At 50.7% G+C, this 18,245-nt stretch carries 6 protein-coding genes; all 6 read right to left on the bottom strand.

The window, feature by feature from the left end; translation table 11 throughout:
- Window positions 1-10: 10 nt before the first annotated feature.
- The 6 genes from LQV63_RS10620 to LQV63_RS10645 all read right to left on the bottom strand — a co-directional run bounded on the left by LQV63_RS10620 (window position 11) and on the right by LQV63_RS10645 (window position 18,230).
- Window positions 11-715: an ABC transporter ATP-binding protein gene (locus tag LQV63_RS10620; RefSeq protein ID WP_233696680.1), complete on the bottom strand. Its 705-nt coding sequence runs from the start codon at window positions 713-715 to the stop codon at window positions 11-13.
- 115 nt (window positions 716-830) lie between these two features.
- On the bottom strand, window positions 831-2,087 hold the full coding sequence (locus LQV63_RS10625) for an MFS transporter (RefSeq protein ID WP_233696681.1): 1,257 nt from the start codon (window positions 2,085-2,087) through the stop codon (window positions 831-833).
- 20 nt (window positions 2,088-2,107) lie between these two features.
- A complete protein-coding gene (locus LQV63_RS10630; RefSeq protein ID WP_019423138.1) occupies window positions 2,108-2,914 on the bottom strand; it encodes a class I SAM-dependent methyltransferase in 807 nt (268 codons plus the stop codon).
- A gap of 14 nt (window positions 2,915-2,928) precedes the next feature.
- Window positions 2,929-8,679 (bottom strand): non-ribosomal peptide synthetase, encoded by a 5,751-nt coding sequence (locus LQV63_RS10635; RefSeq protein ID WP_233696682.1) that lies wholly within the window; start codon window positions 8,677-8,679, stop codon window positions 2,929-2,931.
- 27 nt (window positions 8,680-8,706) lie between these two features.
- Window positions 8,707-11,691: a type I polyketide synthase gene (locus tag LQV63_RS31755; RefSeq protein WP_233696683.1), complete on the bottom strand. Its 2,985-nt coding sequence runs from the start codon at window positions 11,689-11,691 to the stop codon at window positions 8,707-8,709.
- Window positions 11,688-18,230, bottom strand: a complete 6,543-nt coding sequence (locus LQV63_RS10645) for a non-ribosomal peptide synthetase (protein WP_233696684.1) — start codon at window positions 18,228-18,230, stop codon at window positions 11,688-11,690. The genes LQV63_RS31755 and LQV63_RS10645 overlap by 4 nt, the downstream gene beginning before the upstream one ends.
- Window positions 18,231-18,245 lie beyond the last annotated feature (15 nt).

Raw genomic sequence — 18,245 nt, forward strand, 5'->3', positions numbered from 1 at the left:
AGCAAAGACGTTATCCCCAACTGATTTCCTCGGCCGTAAGCGGCTGGTCGTTCATAATCTGATCAACCAGCCGGCCACTATTCAACTTGATGATGTGCCGGGCCATTTTTGCGATTCCGACATGGTGCGTGACAAACACAATCGTAAGACCGTATTTCCGCTGCAGATGCTGCAAGTAGCTCAGCACTTGCTTCCCGTTCTCTTCATCCAATGCGCCGGTTGCCTCGTCACAGAATAATATTTCGGGCTTCTTGATCAGCGCTCTGGCAATGGCCACCCGCTGCTGCTGGCCTCCGGACAATTCATATGGAAACCGCTTTTTCAGGTGCTGGATGTTCAGTTCCTTAGTTATTTCATCCAAATCAAGACTGTCGGCATTCAAATACTTCCCAATTTCGATATTTTCCTGAACCGTCAAGTTGGGAATCAGGTGGTATTGCTGAAAAATATACCCCGTATACTGACGGCGAAATTGGACCAGCTGCTTGTCTTTATAACGGGTAATATTTTCTTTTGCGAAGTAGATTTCCCCCGCATCCGCCCGCTCCAACCCGGAGATTACGTTAAGCAATGTCGATTTTCCTGAGCCGCTCGGCCCGAGCAGAGCCACAAAGTCATTTTTTTTGATTTGCAGCGTAATCCGATTCAACGCATGTACTTGACTTTCCTTTTCTCCATACGTTTTGCTTACATCATTGACTGTAATCAAATCCATCTCGTCAGCTCCCTTCAAAGCCATCAAATGCCGCGTGCTTCGCCTTGCTATCTGTCAAGTGAAGGACAATAAGAGCCACGCTCGTCAACACGAACAGATCACTATCCCCCTGACCTCATTTGGCCGCTTTCAGTGAATGGGAGGGACTCTGTTCTGCTTTCCTCAGCTTCACATGAATGGACAAGTAAATTACACTGACCACTAGACAAAAGCCCAGCATGCACAATCCCGATAAAAAGTACGTCGTGTTAATTCCCAACCAGGCTACACCTGCTCCTCCGAAGAGGGGGCCCAAAATATAGGTGAGCGCCATTACCGTACCGAACTTATTCATCATTCCTCCAGCAGAAGCCATTTGATTCATCTTTTTCAAGTAGAGGGAAAAACCGATTTGCCAGCAAACGCCTCCGATAAAAAATAGTGCCAGAAACCAAATCACGTCAATTTGACGGTTCATAGCCCAGGTCACAACTAAGAAAACGAGCGACAGTCCGAGCGAAGAAAAGCTGAGTAACTTAAAGGGTGTCGTGTTGGTAGACGATTCGGATTCGAACCACATGCGAATCAAAAAGGTGCCCACGCCAGCGGCAGCCATTACAAAAGCAACGATAGCGGCATTATTCCATAGGAAAATATCCCGGAACAACACAACCAATTGAGAATCGCCGACCGTTACGAAGAAAGACATCGATGCAAGTATAACTAACCCTAACGTCAGATATGCGCCTGTAGACAAATCCAAGGCCGCATTCTTTTTCAATTCATCTGCTGTTTCATGGAAGGGTTCGTCACTTTGCGGCACCCCCACCTCTTCACGTCTGAACAGGTACACAATAGGTATGGCGGCAATTACGTAAATAAGTGCCGCTATCCACAACGTGACCTGCGGCTGCCACAGCATGACGCTTAGTCCGGCCGCCAGAGGACCTGCGAACTTGATGATCGCCGCAAAGCGTTCAAACCTGTTATCGATAGCGGCATATCGTTGCGGAGAGCACATTCTTTGCAGCAGCGCATTTTGTCCGTTGACGTAGCACCCGATGAACACCCCTTTGAGGAGAATCAATAGAATCGCCGTCATAAAAGACTGATTGGACAGATGGAGTATCATGATCACTCCGCTTCCCACAGCGGCCGTCATCATGACAAGTTCATTCCGCTTCTGAATACGGCCGGTTCCCAAAGCGGTCGCTAAGGCCATCGATCCTGAAAAGCTCATAACTAACACGCCCAGCTGCACTGGCGTAGAGGTATAGTAGAAGCCCCAGTAATTGAGCATGGACACGAGATCGACCCATACCGCCAAATTATAGATAACCGCCGACCAGAAGAGGATACGGATCATCATATTTTTTGCGTCATTCTTTCCCATGGAGGCACGCTCCTTCTCTATTAATTGGGTTTGGATCCGCAGACCGCCATCATGATCAGCAATGCATATGGATGGGCAGTGCCCAGAAATGCTGCCACACCTTTTTCCACCGCAGCCACTTCTTCTTCCGTAGCAAAGCCATTGTCTACCATCGTTCTCATTTCTTCGGCATCCACCTGCGGCAGGAATGATCGGATGCCTATCTCATCGCTGTGCGCTGCTATCAGCTTCAGATCAAGATCCGCGTAGCCGTTTGTCTGCAAAATATGCCACAGTTGACGTCCAATAAATCGGTTGCCCCCTTGCGAAGATTGTTCCTTGGCATGCTGATTCAGTATATATTGCAGTTCCGGTATGACGGGATCGATAATGCCCCAAATGGCATCGTCCACATCCAAAACAATTAGTTTCCCGCCTGGTTTTAATAAGTCGAAGATGTTCTGTGCGGCTAAGATGGGATCGGGTAAATGTTGAAAGACAAGCCTGGCGATAGCAACGTCAAATTGCCCAAGAGACAGGCGATGATCCAAAATATCGTCCTGCATGATGCTGATGCGGTCTTTCTGCTCGGGGGTTATGTTGTGCTGTGCGTATTGAACAAAATACTCTTCAATCTCGATGGAAGTGATGCGGCTAGCAGGATACTTTTGCAGGAGTCGCTCTGATATGAACCCAGGTCCGCTGCCGACCTCCAAGATGGAATCGCCGTCCTTGACGCCGAACTGGTCTAAGACCTGCTCTTCCTTTGACCAGCTGATATCCATTTGCCCCTTCATCCGGTCCATTAAACGCTTCATTTTCCATTCATCCATCATCAGTTTATTCATTTACATCCACCCCTTTATATGGTAATAGATTCAAAATAACCGCTGTCGACAAAATACTCGATATAGGTTTTCAATCTCTTCTCATCCATCTGCGGGCAATCTATGTTCATATTTTTCAGGAAGGCAAACGTGTTGTTCGCGCTAAATATAGGTGCTTCTCCTTCAATCATGGACAGCTCCTCGATAAATGGCAGCACAGAAATATCCACTTGTTCCGGAGTGCCGGTCTCCGATAGATCAGACACAGCTCTTTTCCAGTTGTCCCAAGGCAGCTGTTCAAATGAATATCCCAGCTTCAACAACATACCGACGATTTCCTTGAACGAACAATCGTGATCATTCATGACGTGAAACGTTTGGTTCCCATAAAGGGGATCGTGTGCGAGTTGGACAATGATTGTACCGGCAAAATCAGCCGGAATCAGGTTGAACCGGAAATCAATATCCGGAAAGGCACCCAGTTGGAGACAGAACCGGACTATCTTCCAAAAAAAATCGCTATCCTGGCACACTCCGGTACGGCTGTCCCCCGAAATTCTGCCAAGACGGTAAATATTGATGGGGAGTCCTCGGTTTCTCCCTTCCCTCATTAATCCTTCCGCTACCCATTTGCTTTGCGTATAGCCCAATTTTAATGTTTCGAAGTAGATAGGGACATCATCCTCCAGGATGATTTTCTTGTTTTTGGCATCTTCTTCTGAGAAAACATATAAAGTGGAAATATAGTGAACCGGTTTCAAGCTGCCGGCCGCAGCCAATCTCAGAATCGATTCGCAGCCCTTGACATTGGCCGCCTCCAAGGCCGAATAGGGATAGGCGAAATTCACGGTGGCTCCGTTATGGTAAATGGACGTAATTTGCTTCGTCAAAAAGTTGTAGGTTGCCTCATCCAAGCCAAGCCGCTCGGTGCCCAAGTCTCCGGTAATGACTGTGATTCGGTGAATCAGGTCATCTTTCCACAGCAAATATTTCTTCATTCCGCTTATTAATTTTTGCATTCCCGCCTCTCGGTTATCGGCACGAACAAGGCAGTATACTTGTGTATCTGGTTTCTGCAAAAGCTCGTGCAGTAAGAAAGCCCCGAAGAATCCCGTGCCTCCGGTCAGCAACACGGACTGGCTGCATTCTGTCTGCGGCGCCAGCGGGACGCCAGCTCCCTGAATCGCCGGATCCAACACTACTTTGCTTGCCAAATCCAACTGGACGTCAGGTGCTTCTTGCGCCATTGATCTGTCTATTTGCCGGGCTATGCTTTTGATCGTCGGTTCCAGCATCAACTGCATCAACGGGATATGCACCTGAAATTGTTTTTTAATCTGAAACATCATTTGACTGATCAACAGCGAATGGCCGCCGATTTCGAAGAAGTGATCTTCCATCCCAACCTGATCCACATCCAGCAAGCTCAGCCACATGTCTTGCAGCGCTTTTTCCGTAACCGTGTGCGGAAGCTGGTCATGTTCTGGTGTTTGACCCGCCCATGACCTGTTTGGTTTGAGCTCACGTAATTTCCCGCGTTCAATCTTGCCGTTCGCCGTTAACGGAAACTGTTCCAGCACCACAAATTGAGCAGGAATCATATAATCGGGAAGCCGTTTTTGGATCTCATCACGAATGATGGCAACAAGCTTATTTTCCACCTCCTGCTGTAATGGAACGCTTGACAGCTGCTGCCCCGCCTTCTTGGCATCCATGTTAGGAAAGGGCACAATCTTATCTCCCCCGATATTAGGTGTAAAAATAACGTCCAGACAGCCCTCATGCACCGCCTCTGAAAGGAGCATTTCCACATTGTGGCTATGTCCCCCCCACTGAACCATCGCCTCAGGCTCTATTCCCTTCGGAGAATCTCCTCCCTGTTGACTCCGTTTACGGTAATCCGCAATTTTGTCTTTGGGATTGGCTTGACGGCACCAGCGCAGGAAGCTCCACTCTTCCACAACGCGGGAGTTCGGTATTCCTTTAATAAGGAAGCATGCTTGCGGATGTTGTCTACACAGCTCGCCTCCATTCAACAATGTCTCGACGCCGGGACTCCAGTCGTAGCTGGCTTCCGGTTCCCACACCGCCTTCTCCCCGATATGCAGCACCGAATCGAAGCGGAATTTGCTCATCTCGTTGTGGAAGGCTCCTTTTTTATACAGCACTTCCACCGCTTTGATCTCAGGCAAACGCTGCTGCAATTCAAGGAAATATCCGCTGTCCAGCATCAGCTCGCTATGTTGCTTCATTTTACGCTGCACCAATCGGCTGAACTCCGACATTGTGGTCTGATCGTCCACACCATTCAACACAACAGAGGAATGAAACGCCTCCCTGAACATGAAGCCGCAAATGTCTCCCATAAAAATGCAGCCGCCCGGCTTCACTCTTCCGGCACTATGCTGCAGCACCGTATGCAGATAGGACAAATCAGGGAAATACTGCACCACCGAGTTCAAAATAATCATATCGACCTGTTCCAGGTCGGGAAGCTCGTGAGCGTTGCATTTGTACAGTTCCACCCTGTCCCGGGCATCACCCAACACATGCAAATGACTGTCCACATATTCGATCGCCTTCTCGGATAAATCGGTGCCAATATAGGATTCGCAAAATGGGGCGACACGGAAAAGCAGAAGCCCGGTGCCGCAGCCAATTTCCAACACCCTCTTTGGCTTGTATTTCAAAATCCTTTTAACCGTTTCATTCGTCCATTCTTCCATCTCAACCGCAGGTATGGGTTGGCCTGTAAAAGTGTCGTTCCAACCGACAATATGAAACGTTTTATCGTCATGTTCATTCCCCTTGGTGTAGTAACTGTCAAAGACCGTTTCCCATCTGTCAACCATATCGTGTGTCATCTGCACCAATGGACCGATCGTATGCAGCCGGTTTTTTTGAGGGATCAGATAACAAGTGATTTTGGGATCTCCATGTTCGTTCCGGTCGACTACCGCTACGTTTTGGGAGACAAGTTCGTGCTCCCCGACCACTCCCTCGATTTCTCCGAGCTCGATGCGGAAGCCGCGAATCTTCACTTGCTCATCCCGGCGTCCCAAATATTCGATCTCTCCCGCTGCCGTCCACCTGGCCAAGTCTCCAGAGCAGTACAGACGCCCGGACTGACTTCCCGCCCCTGCAAACGGATTCGCGATAAACCTTTCCTTGTTCAACTCCTCACGCTTCCAATAGCCGCGTGCCACTCCTCGTCCGCCAATGTACAGTTCACCCGCGACTCCAACGGGAACCGGCTGCTGGTGTTCGTCCAGAATGTACGCCTGCAGATCCGGCAGCGGCATACCGATTACACTTCCCGATCTTGCTTCCAGATCAGCTATGGATAAGGGCCTGTAAGTGGCATGAACCGTTATTTCAGTGATGCCGTACATATTGATCAATTGGGGATGCCGGTCACCGTGAATGTCGAACCAAGGACGCAGCGACTGCAGTTCCAGCGCTTCGCCACCGAAAATAATGTATCGCAATGACAGATCGGTGCTTCCTGCCATCCCCGGATGCTGTTCAATATGCATCAATTGCTTGAAGGCGGACGGCGTCTGATTGAGCACGGTAACCTGTTCCCGGACCAGGAGCCGGTAGAAGTCTTCAAACGAACGCGTGACGTCGAACGGCACGATAACGAGCCGGCCTCCATGCAGTAGAGCTCCCCATATTTCCCAGACTGAAAAATCAAAGGCGCACGAGTGATATAGTGTCCATACGTCTTGATCGTGAAATTCGAATAATCGTTGCGTCGAAATGAATAGGCGGCTCACGCTTCCATGTTCAACGAGCACTCCCTTCGGAAGCCCGGTTGAACCCGACGTATAAATCATATAAGCCACATCGGTTTCACTTGTTTGAGTATTCAAATTCTCTGCTGAATATTTGGCTATCTCCAGTTCCTCTGCCGTAACTTGAATCCGCGTACAGGACGCTTCGGAGAGCAGTTCGTGCGTATCGTCATCCACCAGCAGCAGCGAACATCCAGAATCGCTTACCATCCAGCGAATTCTTTCTTCGGGATACGCCGGATCGATGGGAACATAGGCACAGCCGGCCTTAAGAACCGCCAATATACTTGCAATCAAATAGGGGGATCTGTTCATGCATAGACCGACAAATTGCCCATGTGACGCCCCTGATTGCCTCAAATGACAAGCAAGTCGGTTCGCATGATCATTAAGCTCGCTGTAGGTCCATATCTCGTCGTTCCATTTCAGCGCCGTATGTTCGGGAAATTGGGCGGCAATTCTTTCAAATTGCTGCTGTAAACATTCCGGATCTTTTTCCTGAACTGCCATCCTGCCCGAACGCTGTATGATATCCGCCTGTTCGTCCTGTTGCAATAAGTTCAACAGGCCAATAGGCCGATCCGGGTATGTAAGTGCCGATCTTATGAATTCGATGAAGTGATTGGCAAAATTCCGCATCGTCTGCGGAACAAATAAATCTGCGTTATATTCAATGCGCCCGGTAATTGCCCCTTGCATCTCCGTCATGGACAGCAGCACATCCGATTTTGACGTGCGATTGTGCAATTTCAGCATTTCTGCTCGAACGTGCGGAAGCTGAATTTCAACAGCCGGGGTGTTTTGGAACACAAACATATTTCGAACTAATGGGATCGACCAGCCTTGGCGGTCCGGCTGCAATTCTTCGATTACCCGATCAAAAGGAAAATCTTGATGATCATATGCTTCTGTCGCCGCTTTCACCACCTGATGCAGCAAGTCATGAAACGACATCTCCCCGCTTATATCCAAGCGCAGCGGCAATAAATTAACGAAATAGCCGATGACCCCTTCTATTTCGGTGTAATTGCGGTTGGCAATTGGTGTCCCTATCACCATGGTTTGTTCATGGGTATATCGGTACAGCAGACCTCCAAACATGGTTAATAGCACCATGAACAAAGTCGTTTCTGTTTTTGCGCAAAAAGATTTGAGCAGTTGAACCCATTCATCAGGAAGGTCAAACAGCACTTCTCCGCCTCGATTTCCGGCCGACTCTGTTATTTTTCTGTCTGGCAGCAAGGCAACGCTGGGGCATTGATTCAATTTCCCCTTCCAGTAGCTCAAATGCCCGTCCCACTTCCCTGAACTCAACTGCTCCGACTGCCAGTACGCGAAATCCCCATACTGTATCGGCAAAGGAGTCAAAACCGGAGCAGCACCAGCCAAATACGATGTGTAGCATGTCATCCATTCCTTCACCAACAAGCCCATGGACCATCCGTCCGAAATGATGTGGTGCATGCATAGCATTAAAATATGCTCTTGGTCCTTCAGCCGGATGAACCGGGCACGCAATAACGGCTCGCGTTCCAAATCAAACGGCTCCGAGATCGCACGTTGAATGAGGACGTTCGCAGCTTCTTCAGCTTCATGAGCCTGTAATCCACTTACGTCTTCCACTGGCAGATCGAGCGAAAAGCGCTCCATTCGCTTGATCTGTGGACTGCCATTCACATTGGTGAAGTTGATGCGCAGCGATTCATGCCGGTCGATGATGAATTGAAATGAGCTGCGTGCCGCCTGCAAATCAACCGTTCCTGTTAGCCGCACGGCAAAATACATGTTGTACGCAGACTTGTCTGCCAGCAGCTGGTCCAAAAACCATAGTCTTCTCTGAGCCGGGGACAGCAACAATCCGTCCTCTTCTTTTCTGGGGGAAATCCACTGTTTTTTTCGATTGGTTCCTTGCTTCCATTGCTCCAAAAGCAAACGCTGCTTGTCCGATAAATGTGAACGTCGTGTTTCCAATTCGTTTTTTTTCGACATAGATACCCACCGTTCCGCCGAATTTTGTTAATGGAAGTTGCTTTCCAAATGCTCAATCATTTGCATCTCTATTTGCTCCGCAATCCCCTCAATGGTCGGGTAATTGAAAATCCGGTCGAACTGAATTTCAATTTCTGGGATCAGATTCCGCAGCCTGGAAATGAGTTGTGTCGCCAGCAAAGAATGGCCTCCCAATTCGAAAAAGTCATCCTTGATGCCGATTGGTCGAATCCCTAGAACCTGCTCCCATATGTCCACCAGATTTCCCTGCAAGCCATCAGCAGGTGGAACATATGCTGTCGACAGATGCGCCCTGTCCGCTGATGACCGCACAACTTCCGAATCGCCTGCCGCAGTGGCAAGCCCTTGTTCTTCAACCCATTCGCTGTCCTGCTTGCCGTCTATCCAGCACCGTCTTCCCTCAAACGGATACGTTGGCAGCGATACACGTCCAGGCAGCGCAGGATGAAGCTTCTCCCATTGGATATCCGCCCCGGATAACCAGCATGCAGACAAGCCCTTCAACAAGGCAGAAACATCGGACTCGTCTTCTTTGCCGTGCCTCATCATGTTGAGCACATTTCCCTTGAGCGATTCGATGCCATGCTGGTGAACAAGCTGGGTCAACGCTTTTCCGGGCCCCACCTCCAGCCACATCAGATTTCCGCTCTGCCGCAATGTTTCGATTCCTGCGCTGAAGTTGACGGTCTCTCTGATATGATCGCTCCAATAACGAGGGTTCTTCACTTGCGCTTCTGTCATGTAATCTCCAGTTACATTGGATATGTAAGGAATGTGGGGAGCATGCAGCTTGTACTTCTGCATCACCTGCTCGAATGGCCCCAAGACGGGTGCCATTAGCGGACTGTGAAACGCATGCGATACAGGCAGAAGCTTATGCCCGATTCCGGCCGTCTCCAATCGCGCCGCCAATCGGAGAATCGCTTCGCCGTCACCGGCGACCGTACAGGAACCGGGATTGTTAACGGCAGACAGATGAATGCCTTCATCCGTGAAGCCCCCGATCTCTCCGAAAGGGGCCGAGACAGCCAACATGGCTCCACCGGGGCTCTGCTGCATGAGCTCTCCTCTCTTCACGATAATTGCCAAAGCATCCTCCAGCGATATAACGCCTGCGATGCATGCGGCGACATATTCGCCGAGGCTGTGGCCGATCATCGCATGCGGCTCCAGACCCCAGTCCATTAAGCAGCGGGCAAGCGCATATTCTACAACAAAGAGAAGCGGCTGAGCGATGGCGGTCTGATCCAGCAACGCTGCATTGGCTCCGCCCTCCGGCGCTCCGAACAGAATAGGCGCCAAGTCCGTGCGGAGATGTTTATTCAGTTCGGCAAAGCACTTGTCCGCCCAGCGGCGGAACAAGGGGATGTGTTCATATAACCCGGCCGCCATGTTGATGTACTGGCTTCCTTGACCAGGGAACATAAATATAATCTTCGCCTTGCCTTTATCCGTTTTGTTCTTTCCAATTAATTTCAGTCCGCCGTCAACGCCGGATAACGCAGCATAGCGGTACGGAAATGCTTGTCTGCCGACTTGAAGCGTATACGCGACATCCTCCATTGCCAATTCCGGATGCAGTTGCAGGTGCCGGTGCAAAGCCGCGGCCATCGAATCGAGCGCCGTATCCGTGCGCGCAGACAACAGGAGCACCTGCTCCATCCGTGATCCCGCCTTCGGCGATGTTGGCGCCTCCTCCAAGATGAGATGCGCATTTGTGCCGCCGATCCCGAATGAGCTTACCCCGGCGCGACGGGGGTGAGCCGCTGCGGCCCAGTCCGTCAAAGCTGTGTTGACATAAAAAGGACTCTCCTTAAAATCGATGGCCGGATTGGGCCTATGATAATGCAGGCTCGGGGGAATCTGCTTGTTATACAGCATCAACACCGACTTGATCAGCCCCGCAATGCCCGAGGCCGCGTTCAGATGGCCGATATTCGTCTTGACGGAGCCAATCGCGCAGTATTGCTTGTCGCCGGTATCTCCGAATGCTTCCTGCAGTGCCGCAATCTCGATGGGATCGCCCAATACCGTCCCTGTTCCGTGCGCCTCGATGTAACCGATCGTCCGCGGGTCTGCTTCCGCCATCATCATTGCTTCCGTTACGACGCGCCGCTGACCTTCAACGCTTGGGGCGGTATAACCCACCTTGGACGAACCGTCATTGTTAGCGGCGCTGCCTTTTATCAGGGCATAGATATGATCGCGATGTTCCAGGGCGTCCTCCAGACGCTTCAGCGCCACGATTCCCGCTCCGCTGCCGAATATCGTCCCTTTAGCTTCTGCGTCGAACGCTCTGCAGTGCCCGTCAGGGGAGAAAATCCCCCCTTCTTGGTACATATAGCCTTCCAATGCCGGAATACGCAGCGAGGCGCCGCCTGCCAAGGCCAGATCCGACTGGTACATCAGCAAGCTTTGACAGGCATAGTGAACGGCAACCAGCGAAGTGGAGCAAGCGGTCTGAAGAGTGACGCTTGTCCCGCGTAAATTCAGCTTGTAAGAGATTCTCGTGCTTAAATAATCGTTGCTGTTGGTCTGCAGCACCATTTGCAGCTCTTCCTCAGAAAAATCGTCCTTGCGTGATAAAATTTCATTCACTAAATAATTGTTAAACCCGCATCCGGCAAACAAGCTGATCAGTCCTTCATATGAATCAGCTACGTATCCCGCATCCTCAAGCGCTTCCCATGCACACATCAACAGCAGGCGGTGCTGCGGATCCAGCATGTCTGCCTCCCGCTTGCTCATTCCAAAAAAAGGGTAATCAAACTTGTCGATATCGGTTAATACAGGGGCAGCTTTCACATAATTCGGAGCGTGAAGCTTATCCTCCCTTACGCCAGCCTCCCGCAGCATATCGTCAGTGAAAAAAGTGATCGATTCTTGGCCGTGCTTCAGGTTGTCCCAAAACTGCCCCACATGGCCGGCCCCGGGAAACCTCCCGCTCATCCCGATAATGGCAATCGTGTTCTCCGTTTCGCTCACCGTCACTTTCGCTCACCCTTTCGCCGTGATTTTTGTGCCTGCTGTGCCGCCCGCTGCTTGCTTTTCCTGTGTGCGGTTGTATGACGCTCCTCCTCCGCTTCGCCGCTTCCCTCCAAATAACGGGCCAACAAGTAAATCGTCGGATACTTAAACAAATCGACAACATGGATTTGACGCTGTAAAGCTTCTTCAAGATGCTGTTGGACGCGAATTAACAATAGTGAATGTCCGCCTGCTTCGAAAAAGTTATCGTGAATCCCTACTTCTTTTACATTCAAATGGTGTTGCCACACCTCCGCAAGCTTCTGCTGCAGCGCCGTTTCCGGCATGGCAGTTGCTTGCTGCTCATCTCTGTAGTTGAACGCATCCGGTTCCGGCAACCTTTCAACATCTATTTTCCCGTTGCGGGTCAGCGGAATTTGTGCCAATTCCATATATACCGCAGGCAGCATGTAATCCGGCAACTTTTCTCTCAGGTGCAGCTGCAGACCGGAAGGATGAAACGGTTGTTGGGCCGGCACCACATACGCGATAATCCGGTTGTCCTGATGGACTTGGCACAGCATGAAGCAATCGGTTACAGATGGATGCTGCAATATGACCTGCTGAATTTCACGCAGTTGAATCCGATATCCGCGAACCTTGACGATATCTCCTTGTCTGGCGATGAATTCAACGTTGCCGTCCGGCATATACCTGCCTAGGTCACTCGTTCTGTATATATAATCGTCTTCTGCAGAGGTATAAGGATTTTGCACAAAAGAGGATGGATTGCCGTCCGCGTCCGCTGCTGTAAGATAGCCAGAAGCCAAATAAGGCGAGCGGATGCATATTTCTCCTGTTTCCCCAATCCCCTTCTGCCTAAGCTCGGAGTCCATTACGAGAAGCTGTGCTCCTTCTCTTCCTTTCCCAATCGGGATAAATGGCCCCAGAGGCGCTGGTATGGCATATATCCCCATAATTTGCGGCGTTTCCGTCGCTCCGTAACAATTAAAACAGCGGATTCGCGGTGCGATAGCACGCATATTTTCAATGTGGGATGGCACCAACACATCCCCGCCAAACAAGGCGTACCGCCAATCGCCGAGCACACATCCGTTCCGTTCATGCCCGCTCCATCCTGCTATGACCATGCCCATCGCCGGCGTTAAATGCGAGACGGTAATCTTGTGGCGTGCCATCCATTGGTTAATATAGCTGGGAATGACCAGCTTGCTTCCATCTGGAATACAGACCGCGGCTCCGATGGACAAAGGAACGAAAATATCCCTTAATAATGGATCGTGTCCCAGACCGGAAAACATGCTGAATCGGTCCTGCGAATCAAGCCGAAATTCATTCACATACCAGCGAATAAAATTCGAGAGCGGTTCATGCGTGCATGGAATTCCTTTCGGAACGGCCGTCGTGCCCGAAGTGAACAAAATATAAGCTGTGTCGTGCAGGGAGATGCCGATCTGTGCCAGCTTCTCTGAAGATGAATAATTCGTATTCGTACAACCGGCAGTGCCATCGTAATGCATAGTAAAAGAAACCAGATTCGTTAAATCATCGTATAGGCTGGTTGGCTGCGCGTTCCCGGTGTCGAGGAATACAATACCATTCGCCGAAGAAACCTTGATCATCTCTGCCAAACGCCCGGATGGATGCGCCGGATCCAATACAATAAATACGGACCCGCTCTTAAGCACGGCCAGCAAGGCGACGATCAAGGAGACGCTTCGTTCCCCGCATACGGCAATAACCCCGCGTTTTTCTTGCGTATGCTGAATCAAGTTCGAAGCCAGTTCATCGCTTAATCGATCCAGATCGCGGTACGTATATACGGCTTCGTCCCGGTCAATTACGGCGGCGGCCTCCGGACATCGTTCCGCCATGTCCGCAAACAAGACATGAATCGGTTTTAATAGATCGTCGTCTGCATGTTTTAACCGCAGGGCCGGATCGGGCAGAAGCGCATTGGAATTCTCTGTTAGGAGTGAATATTGCTCGATGGACCGTTCCGGATTTTCTACGACTTGATGGCATAGGCATTGGAATTGAGCCAGCATTTCCGCGGCCCTTTCCTCCCGGAACAGATCGGCTGCATACACCATTTCCAAATGAATGCCATCCGCATTCTCCTGCGCATATAGAGTTATATCGCATTTGGAATCATGCTCGTCCATGTCTACGATCTGCACTGTCAATCCGCTGAACTCTGCCGTAACCGGCGGGATATTGAGCATGTTGAACATGACCTGGAACATGGATGAACGGCTGAGATCGCGGTCCGGCCGCAACGTTTCCACAAGCTTCTCAAAAGGCATGTCCTGATGCGCGTACGCGCCTATGGCCGTTTCACGAATCTGCATCAGCAAGCGGGTAAAGTCGGGCTCGCCGGATAGATCGGTACGCAGGAGCAGCGTATTGACAAACAGCCCCACGACTTTGTCCAGATTCTGCTGATTTCGACCCGCAATTGGCACGCCGACCGCAATATCGGACGCTCCGCTCAAGCGATATAACAGCAGATTGAAAATGGCGATTAACGTCATAAACAGCGTACAGTTGTGCCGCTGTCCCAGTGCCATTAACGGTTCGCTCAACGCCTGCGGGAGCTGCAAGCAAATACGCTTGCCGCGATAGCTTTGCACTGGCGATCTTGGATAATCGGACGGCAGAGTTAACGGCGGGATTGGTTTACGCAGCATCCCTGTCCAATATCGAAGCTGCTGCTGGTACGAATCGCTGTCCAACCAGCTTTGTTCCCAAAGTGCGTAATCGGAATACGCCAGCGGCGGATATGGCAGCTCCACACGCTTCTTCTCAACCTGGCCTGCGTATAACTGCCGCAGTTCGTTCATGATGATGCCCATGGACCAGCCGTCCGTCATGATGTGATGCAGAACCATCACCAAGTAATGGCGGTTGTCACCGGTATGCAGCAGCGTAATTCGATATAAGTCGTTCGAGAAATAAATCGGGCGGCAGCATTCCGCATGCATCCATTGCCATGCGTCTTCCTCCGTGCAATCCTTAACCTCTAGCTGGAACGTCACATCAGCTCTGATGGCAGCAACGGGACTTCCGTTCTCCAAATGAATAGAGGCCCGGAGGGAATCGTGTCTGCGAATAATTTCCTGTAAAGACAGCTGCAGCGCGTCCATATCCACAGGTCCTTCCAGTGACAAGACGCCCGGAATCAAATAAGCGGTCTGGGCTTCGTCAAGCTTTTGCAGGAACCACATTCTCTGCTGCGCGCTCGTTAAAGGAACACGATAGTCACCGGTGCGATTCAAGGGGATGATTTCTTGCTGGGCCGCGCCGGTTCCCGCATCCTCCTGCAACAGTCGGATCTCATGCGCCATCTCACGCAGCATCGGCTTGGCAAAAACGGTGTGAATCGGCAATTCAATCGAAAACACGTCGTGAATGTTGGATATGAGCTGGGTCGCCAGTAATGAGTGCCCGCCGGCTTCGAAAAATTGATCGTCAACCCGCACCTGTTTTTTGGCCAACAGACGTTTCCACATTTCCATCAATATTTCTTCGACAAAATTGTTGCTATAGCTTCTCTCTTCCACAGCATCGTGCGCATGGTGTTCCAGAGAAGCCTGCAATGCTTTGCGGTCCACTTTTCCATTGGGCGTCAAAGGCATGTTGCCGATGACAATAAATCGGGAAGGGATATAATGGCCCGGCATCCGTTCTTTCAAAAAGTTCCTTACACCCGTTTCATCCCACAAAACGTGTGGTTGCAGGACAATAAAAGCGGCAAGCGCCGCATGCTCGGGCAAGGCCCCCGTGACAAGGACGGCATTGCCCGCAATTCCCGCGTGCTCCGACAAATGATGCTCGATTTCACCCAGGTGAATCCGGACCCCTCTGATCTTGACCTGATCGTCTTTTCTGCCTACAAACTGCAGGCTTCCGTCAGACAGGCATCTGACCAAATCCCCTGTTTTGTACAAACGCTTTGCCTGAGGCTGTTCCGCGTCTGGATAAGCAATGAATTTCGCTTCCGTCATTTCCGCATTATTGTAGTACCCCCGGGCTAGGCCCACACCCCCGACATGGAGTTCTCCTATGGCGCCCGGGAGAGGATGCTGCAAGTACTCGTTGAACACGTGTATCTCTACATTGGGAATCGCTTCCCCCAGATCAATGACAGACTCCTGAGCGAAGCACTCCTTTACGGTAACCCAGACGGTAGCTTCCGAAGGTCCATAAGCGTTGAAAAATCGGCGGCCGGGAGCCCATCGTGCCACGATCTCTCTGGTGCACGCTTCACCGGCTGAAATGACGACTTGCAAATCCGGCAGGTTCACATCCGGTATAAGGGAAAGGACAGACGGCGGGAGCACCGCATGTGAGATCCGTTGTTCCTTCATCCATCGCACCATCGGTTTGCCGGGCAGCAGCGTTTCTGCAGCAGCCATACACAGCGTCCCCCCACTGCGGAAAGCCATGACGATTTCGAAAATCCACGCATCGAAGCTGAACGAAGCGAATTGAAGTATTTTACTTGTGTCATTTAAGTCAAAGTATCTTCTCTGCGCCTCGGCCATGTTCCAGATGCCACGGTGTTCGACAAGCACAGCCTTCGGTTTGCCTGTGGAGCCTGAAGTGAAAATGACATAAGCCAGATCGTGAATGCCGATGTTTTCCTTTACAGGCTGCACACTTTGACAAGCGATTTCTTCTTCGTTCAGGTCTAGCAACACGAGTTCGACTCTATCCCCGAACGAATGGGGATCCACTGTCGAGGCGCTGATAATCGCCGCCATGTTGACCAGCTCCACCATATACGCTTTGCGCTGCGGCGGATAGGCGGGATCAATGGGAATGAAGACCGCACCTAGCTTTAATACGGCGAACACCGCCGCAACCATATCAGGAGAACGCTCCAAGCAGACCCCTGCAAAATCTCCTTTTTTCACGCCTCTTCGGGCTAACAACCGAGCAATTTGGTTGGCTCTTTGATCCAATTGACGATAGCTTACCGTTTCGTGCAGAAAAGTAATGGCGGCCGCTTCCGGTCGGTACTCTCCTTGATATTCAAGCAGATGATGCAGACAAATATGCGGTTCTGCCGCCGTTGGCAGCACGTGCTGTTCCTTCTGTCCATATGGGGTTTGATAGAACCTCAAATTTCCAATCCGTTCCTGCGGATTCCGTACAATGTGCTCCAACAAATCCGTAAACAGCCGAGCCATCGTTGCCATAAAGCTGTCGCTAAACAGCTTCGACCTGTACATAAAAGAACCGTGAATGAATGTTTCCGTCTCTTCCATCATAAGAACGAGCTCGAACTGAGTATCCGCCGTCTCAAGCGGAACAGGCTGCAGAATCATGGATCCCAGCTCTACCCGATCTTGATCGTTGCTGATGAACAGCGGGGATCGACGCCCCTCCGAGCTCTGTGCTCGCTCCATGACAAAGGCAACCTGAAAAATAGGTGAAACCCTTGCATCGCGCTCTGGCTGCAATCGTTCAACAACCAGAGGAAATGGATAGTCCTGGTGCTCCATGGATTCGAGCACCTTCCGTTTGACCTCATCCGATAATTGCTGAAATGAGAGATCCCCTGAGCACTCGAGACGTATGGCAACGGTATTCACAAAATAGCCGAATATGCGTTCCAACCCGGCTTCGCTCCTGCCGGAAGCAAACGTGCCGATCACGAGTTCTTCCTGCTCCGTGTACCGATACAGGAGTGCGGCGAAAGAGGCCAGCAGCAACGAATTTAACGTAATGCCGAGCTTTCTGCTTAATTGAATGATTTCCTGCGACAAGGATTCGCTGAATCTGAAGGTGCAGCTGCTTCCCCGATTGCCTTCTATCATCGCCCCGGGGTTGTCCGCAATAAGCGAACAGACAGGCAGCGGGCCCGCCAACGTTTTTTTCCAATATAACCAGTCATGCTCTGCACGAGCGCTTTTCAAATAACGGTCCTGCCATTCCACAAACGCACTATAGCTTCTCTCTTCGATATATGGGTGTCCCTCCGAGATTTCCTGCTGGTAACGGTCCATGAAATCACGCAGAAGAATAACGATGGACCATGCATCTGTAATAATATGATGCAGAGACAGAAGAAGGCGGGGTGGACGCTTGGGAGCGCAGTACAAGTTGACACGGAACAGCGGTCCTTCATTTAATGAGAATGGCATCTTCAGATGTCTGGCGAACATGGCTTCCGCCTCTGGTCCCCATTCGTCCAGACGGTGCACCCGAAAATCGACTTCGCAATCCGGCTTGACAATCCGCTTAATGTCTCCGTTTTCCATCATAAATGTGGTGCGAAGTGAACTATATGTATCGGACAGGCTCTGAAACGTTGCTTGCAGCTTGCGCTCATCTACCGGTGATAAAATATCCCATGCCGCTTGAATGTGGTAGGCACAATTGTCTGGATTGACATGCTGCAGCAACCAAAGCGCTTTTTGCCCATACGATACCATAGTATCTCGCTTCTCCGAGCGCTGCTGCAGCAGCTGTTGGATCAGCTTTTCTTTTTCCGCGCGGGATAAGCCAGCGACGACAATCGAATCATTCTTCATCTTCATTCTCCTGTC

Origin of the sequence: Paenibacillus profundus, assembly GCF_021369635.1 — a bacterium.
GTDB lineage: Bacteria > Bacillota > Bacilli > Paenibacillales > Paenibacillaceae > Paenibacillus_B > Paenibacillus_B profundus.

Bases quoted from the DNA above. Each gene is read 5' to 3' on its own strand.
- LQV63_RS10645 (WP_233696684.1), bottom strand. From the start codon at position 18,230: ATGAAGAATGATTCGATTGTCGTCGCTGGCTTATCCCGCGCGGAAAAA.
- LQV63_RS10620 (WP_233696680.1), bottom strand. From the start codon at position 715: ATGGATTTGATTACAGTCAATGATGTAAGCAAAACGTATGGAGAAAAG.
- LQV63_RS10630 (WP_019423138.1), bottom strand. From the start codon at position 2,914: ATGAATAAACTGATGATGGATGAATGGAAAATGAAGCGTTTAATGGAC.
- LQV63_RS10625 (WP_233696681.1), bottom strand. From the start codon at position 2,087: ATGGGAAAGAATGACGCAAAAAATATGATGATCCGTATCCTCTTCTGG.
- LQV63_RS10635 (WP_233696682.1), bottom strand. From the start codon at position 8,679: ATGTCGAAAAAAAACGAATTGGAAACACGACGTTCACATTTATCGGAC.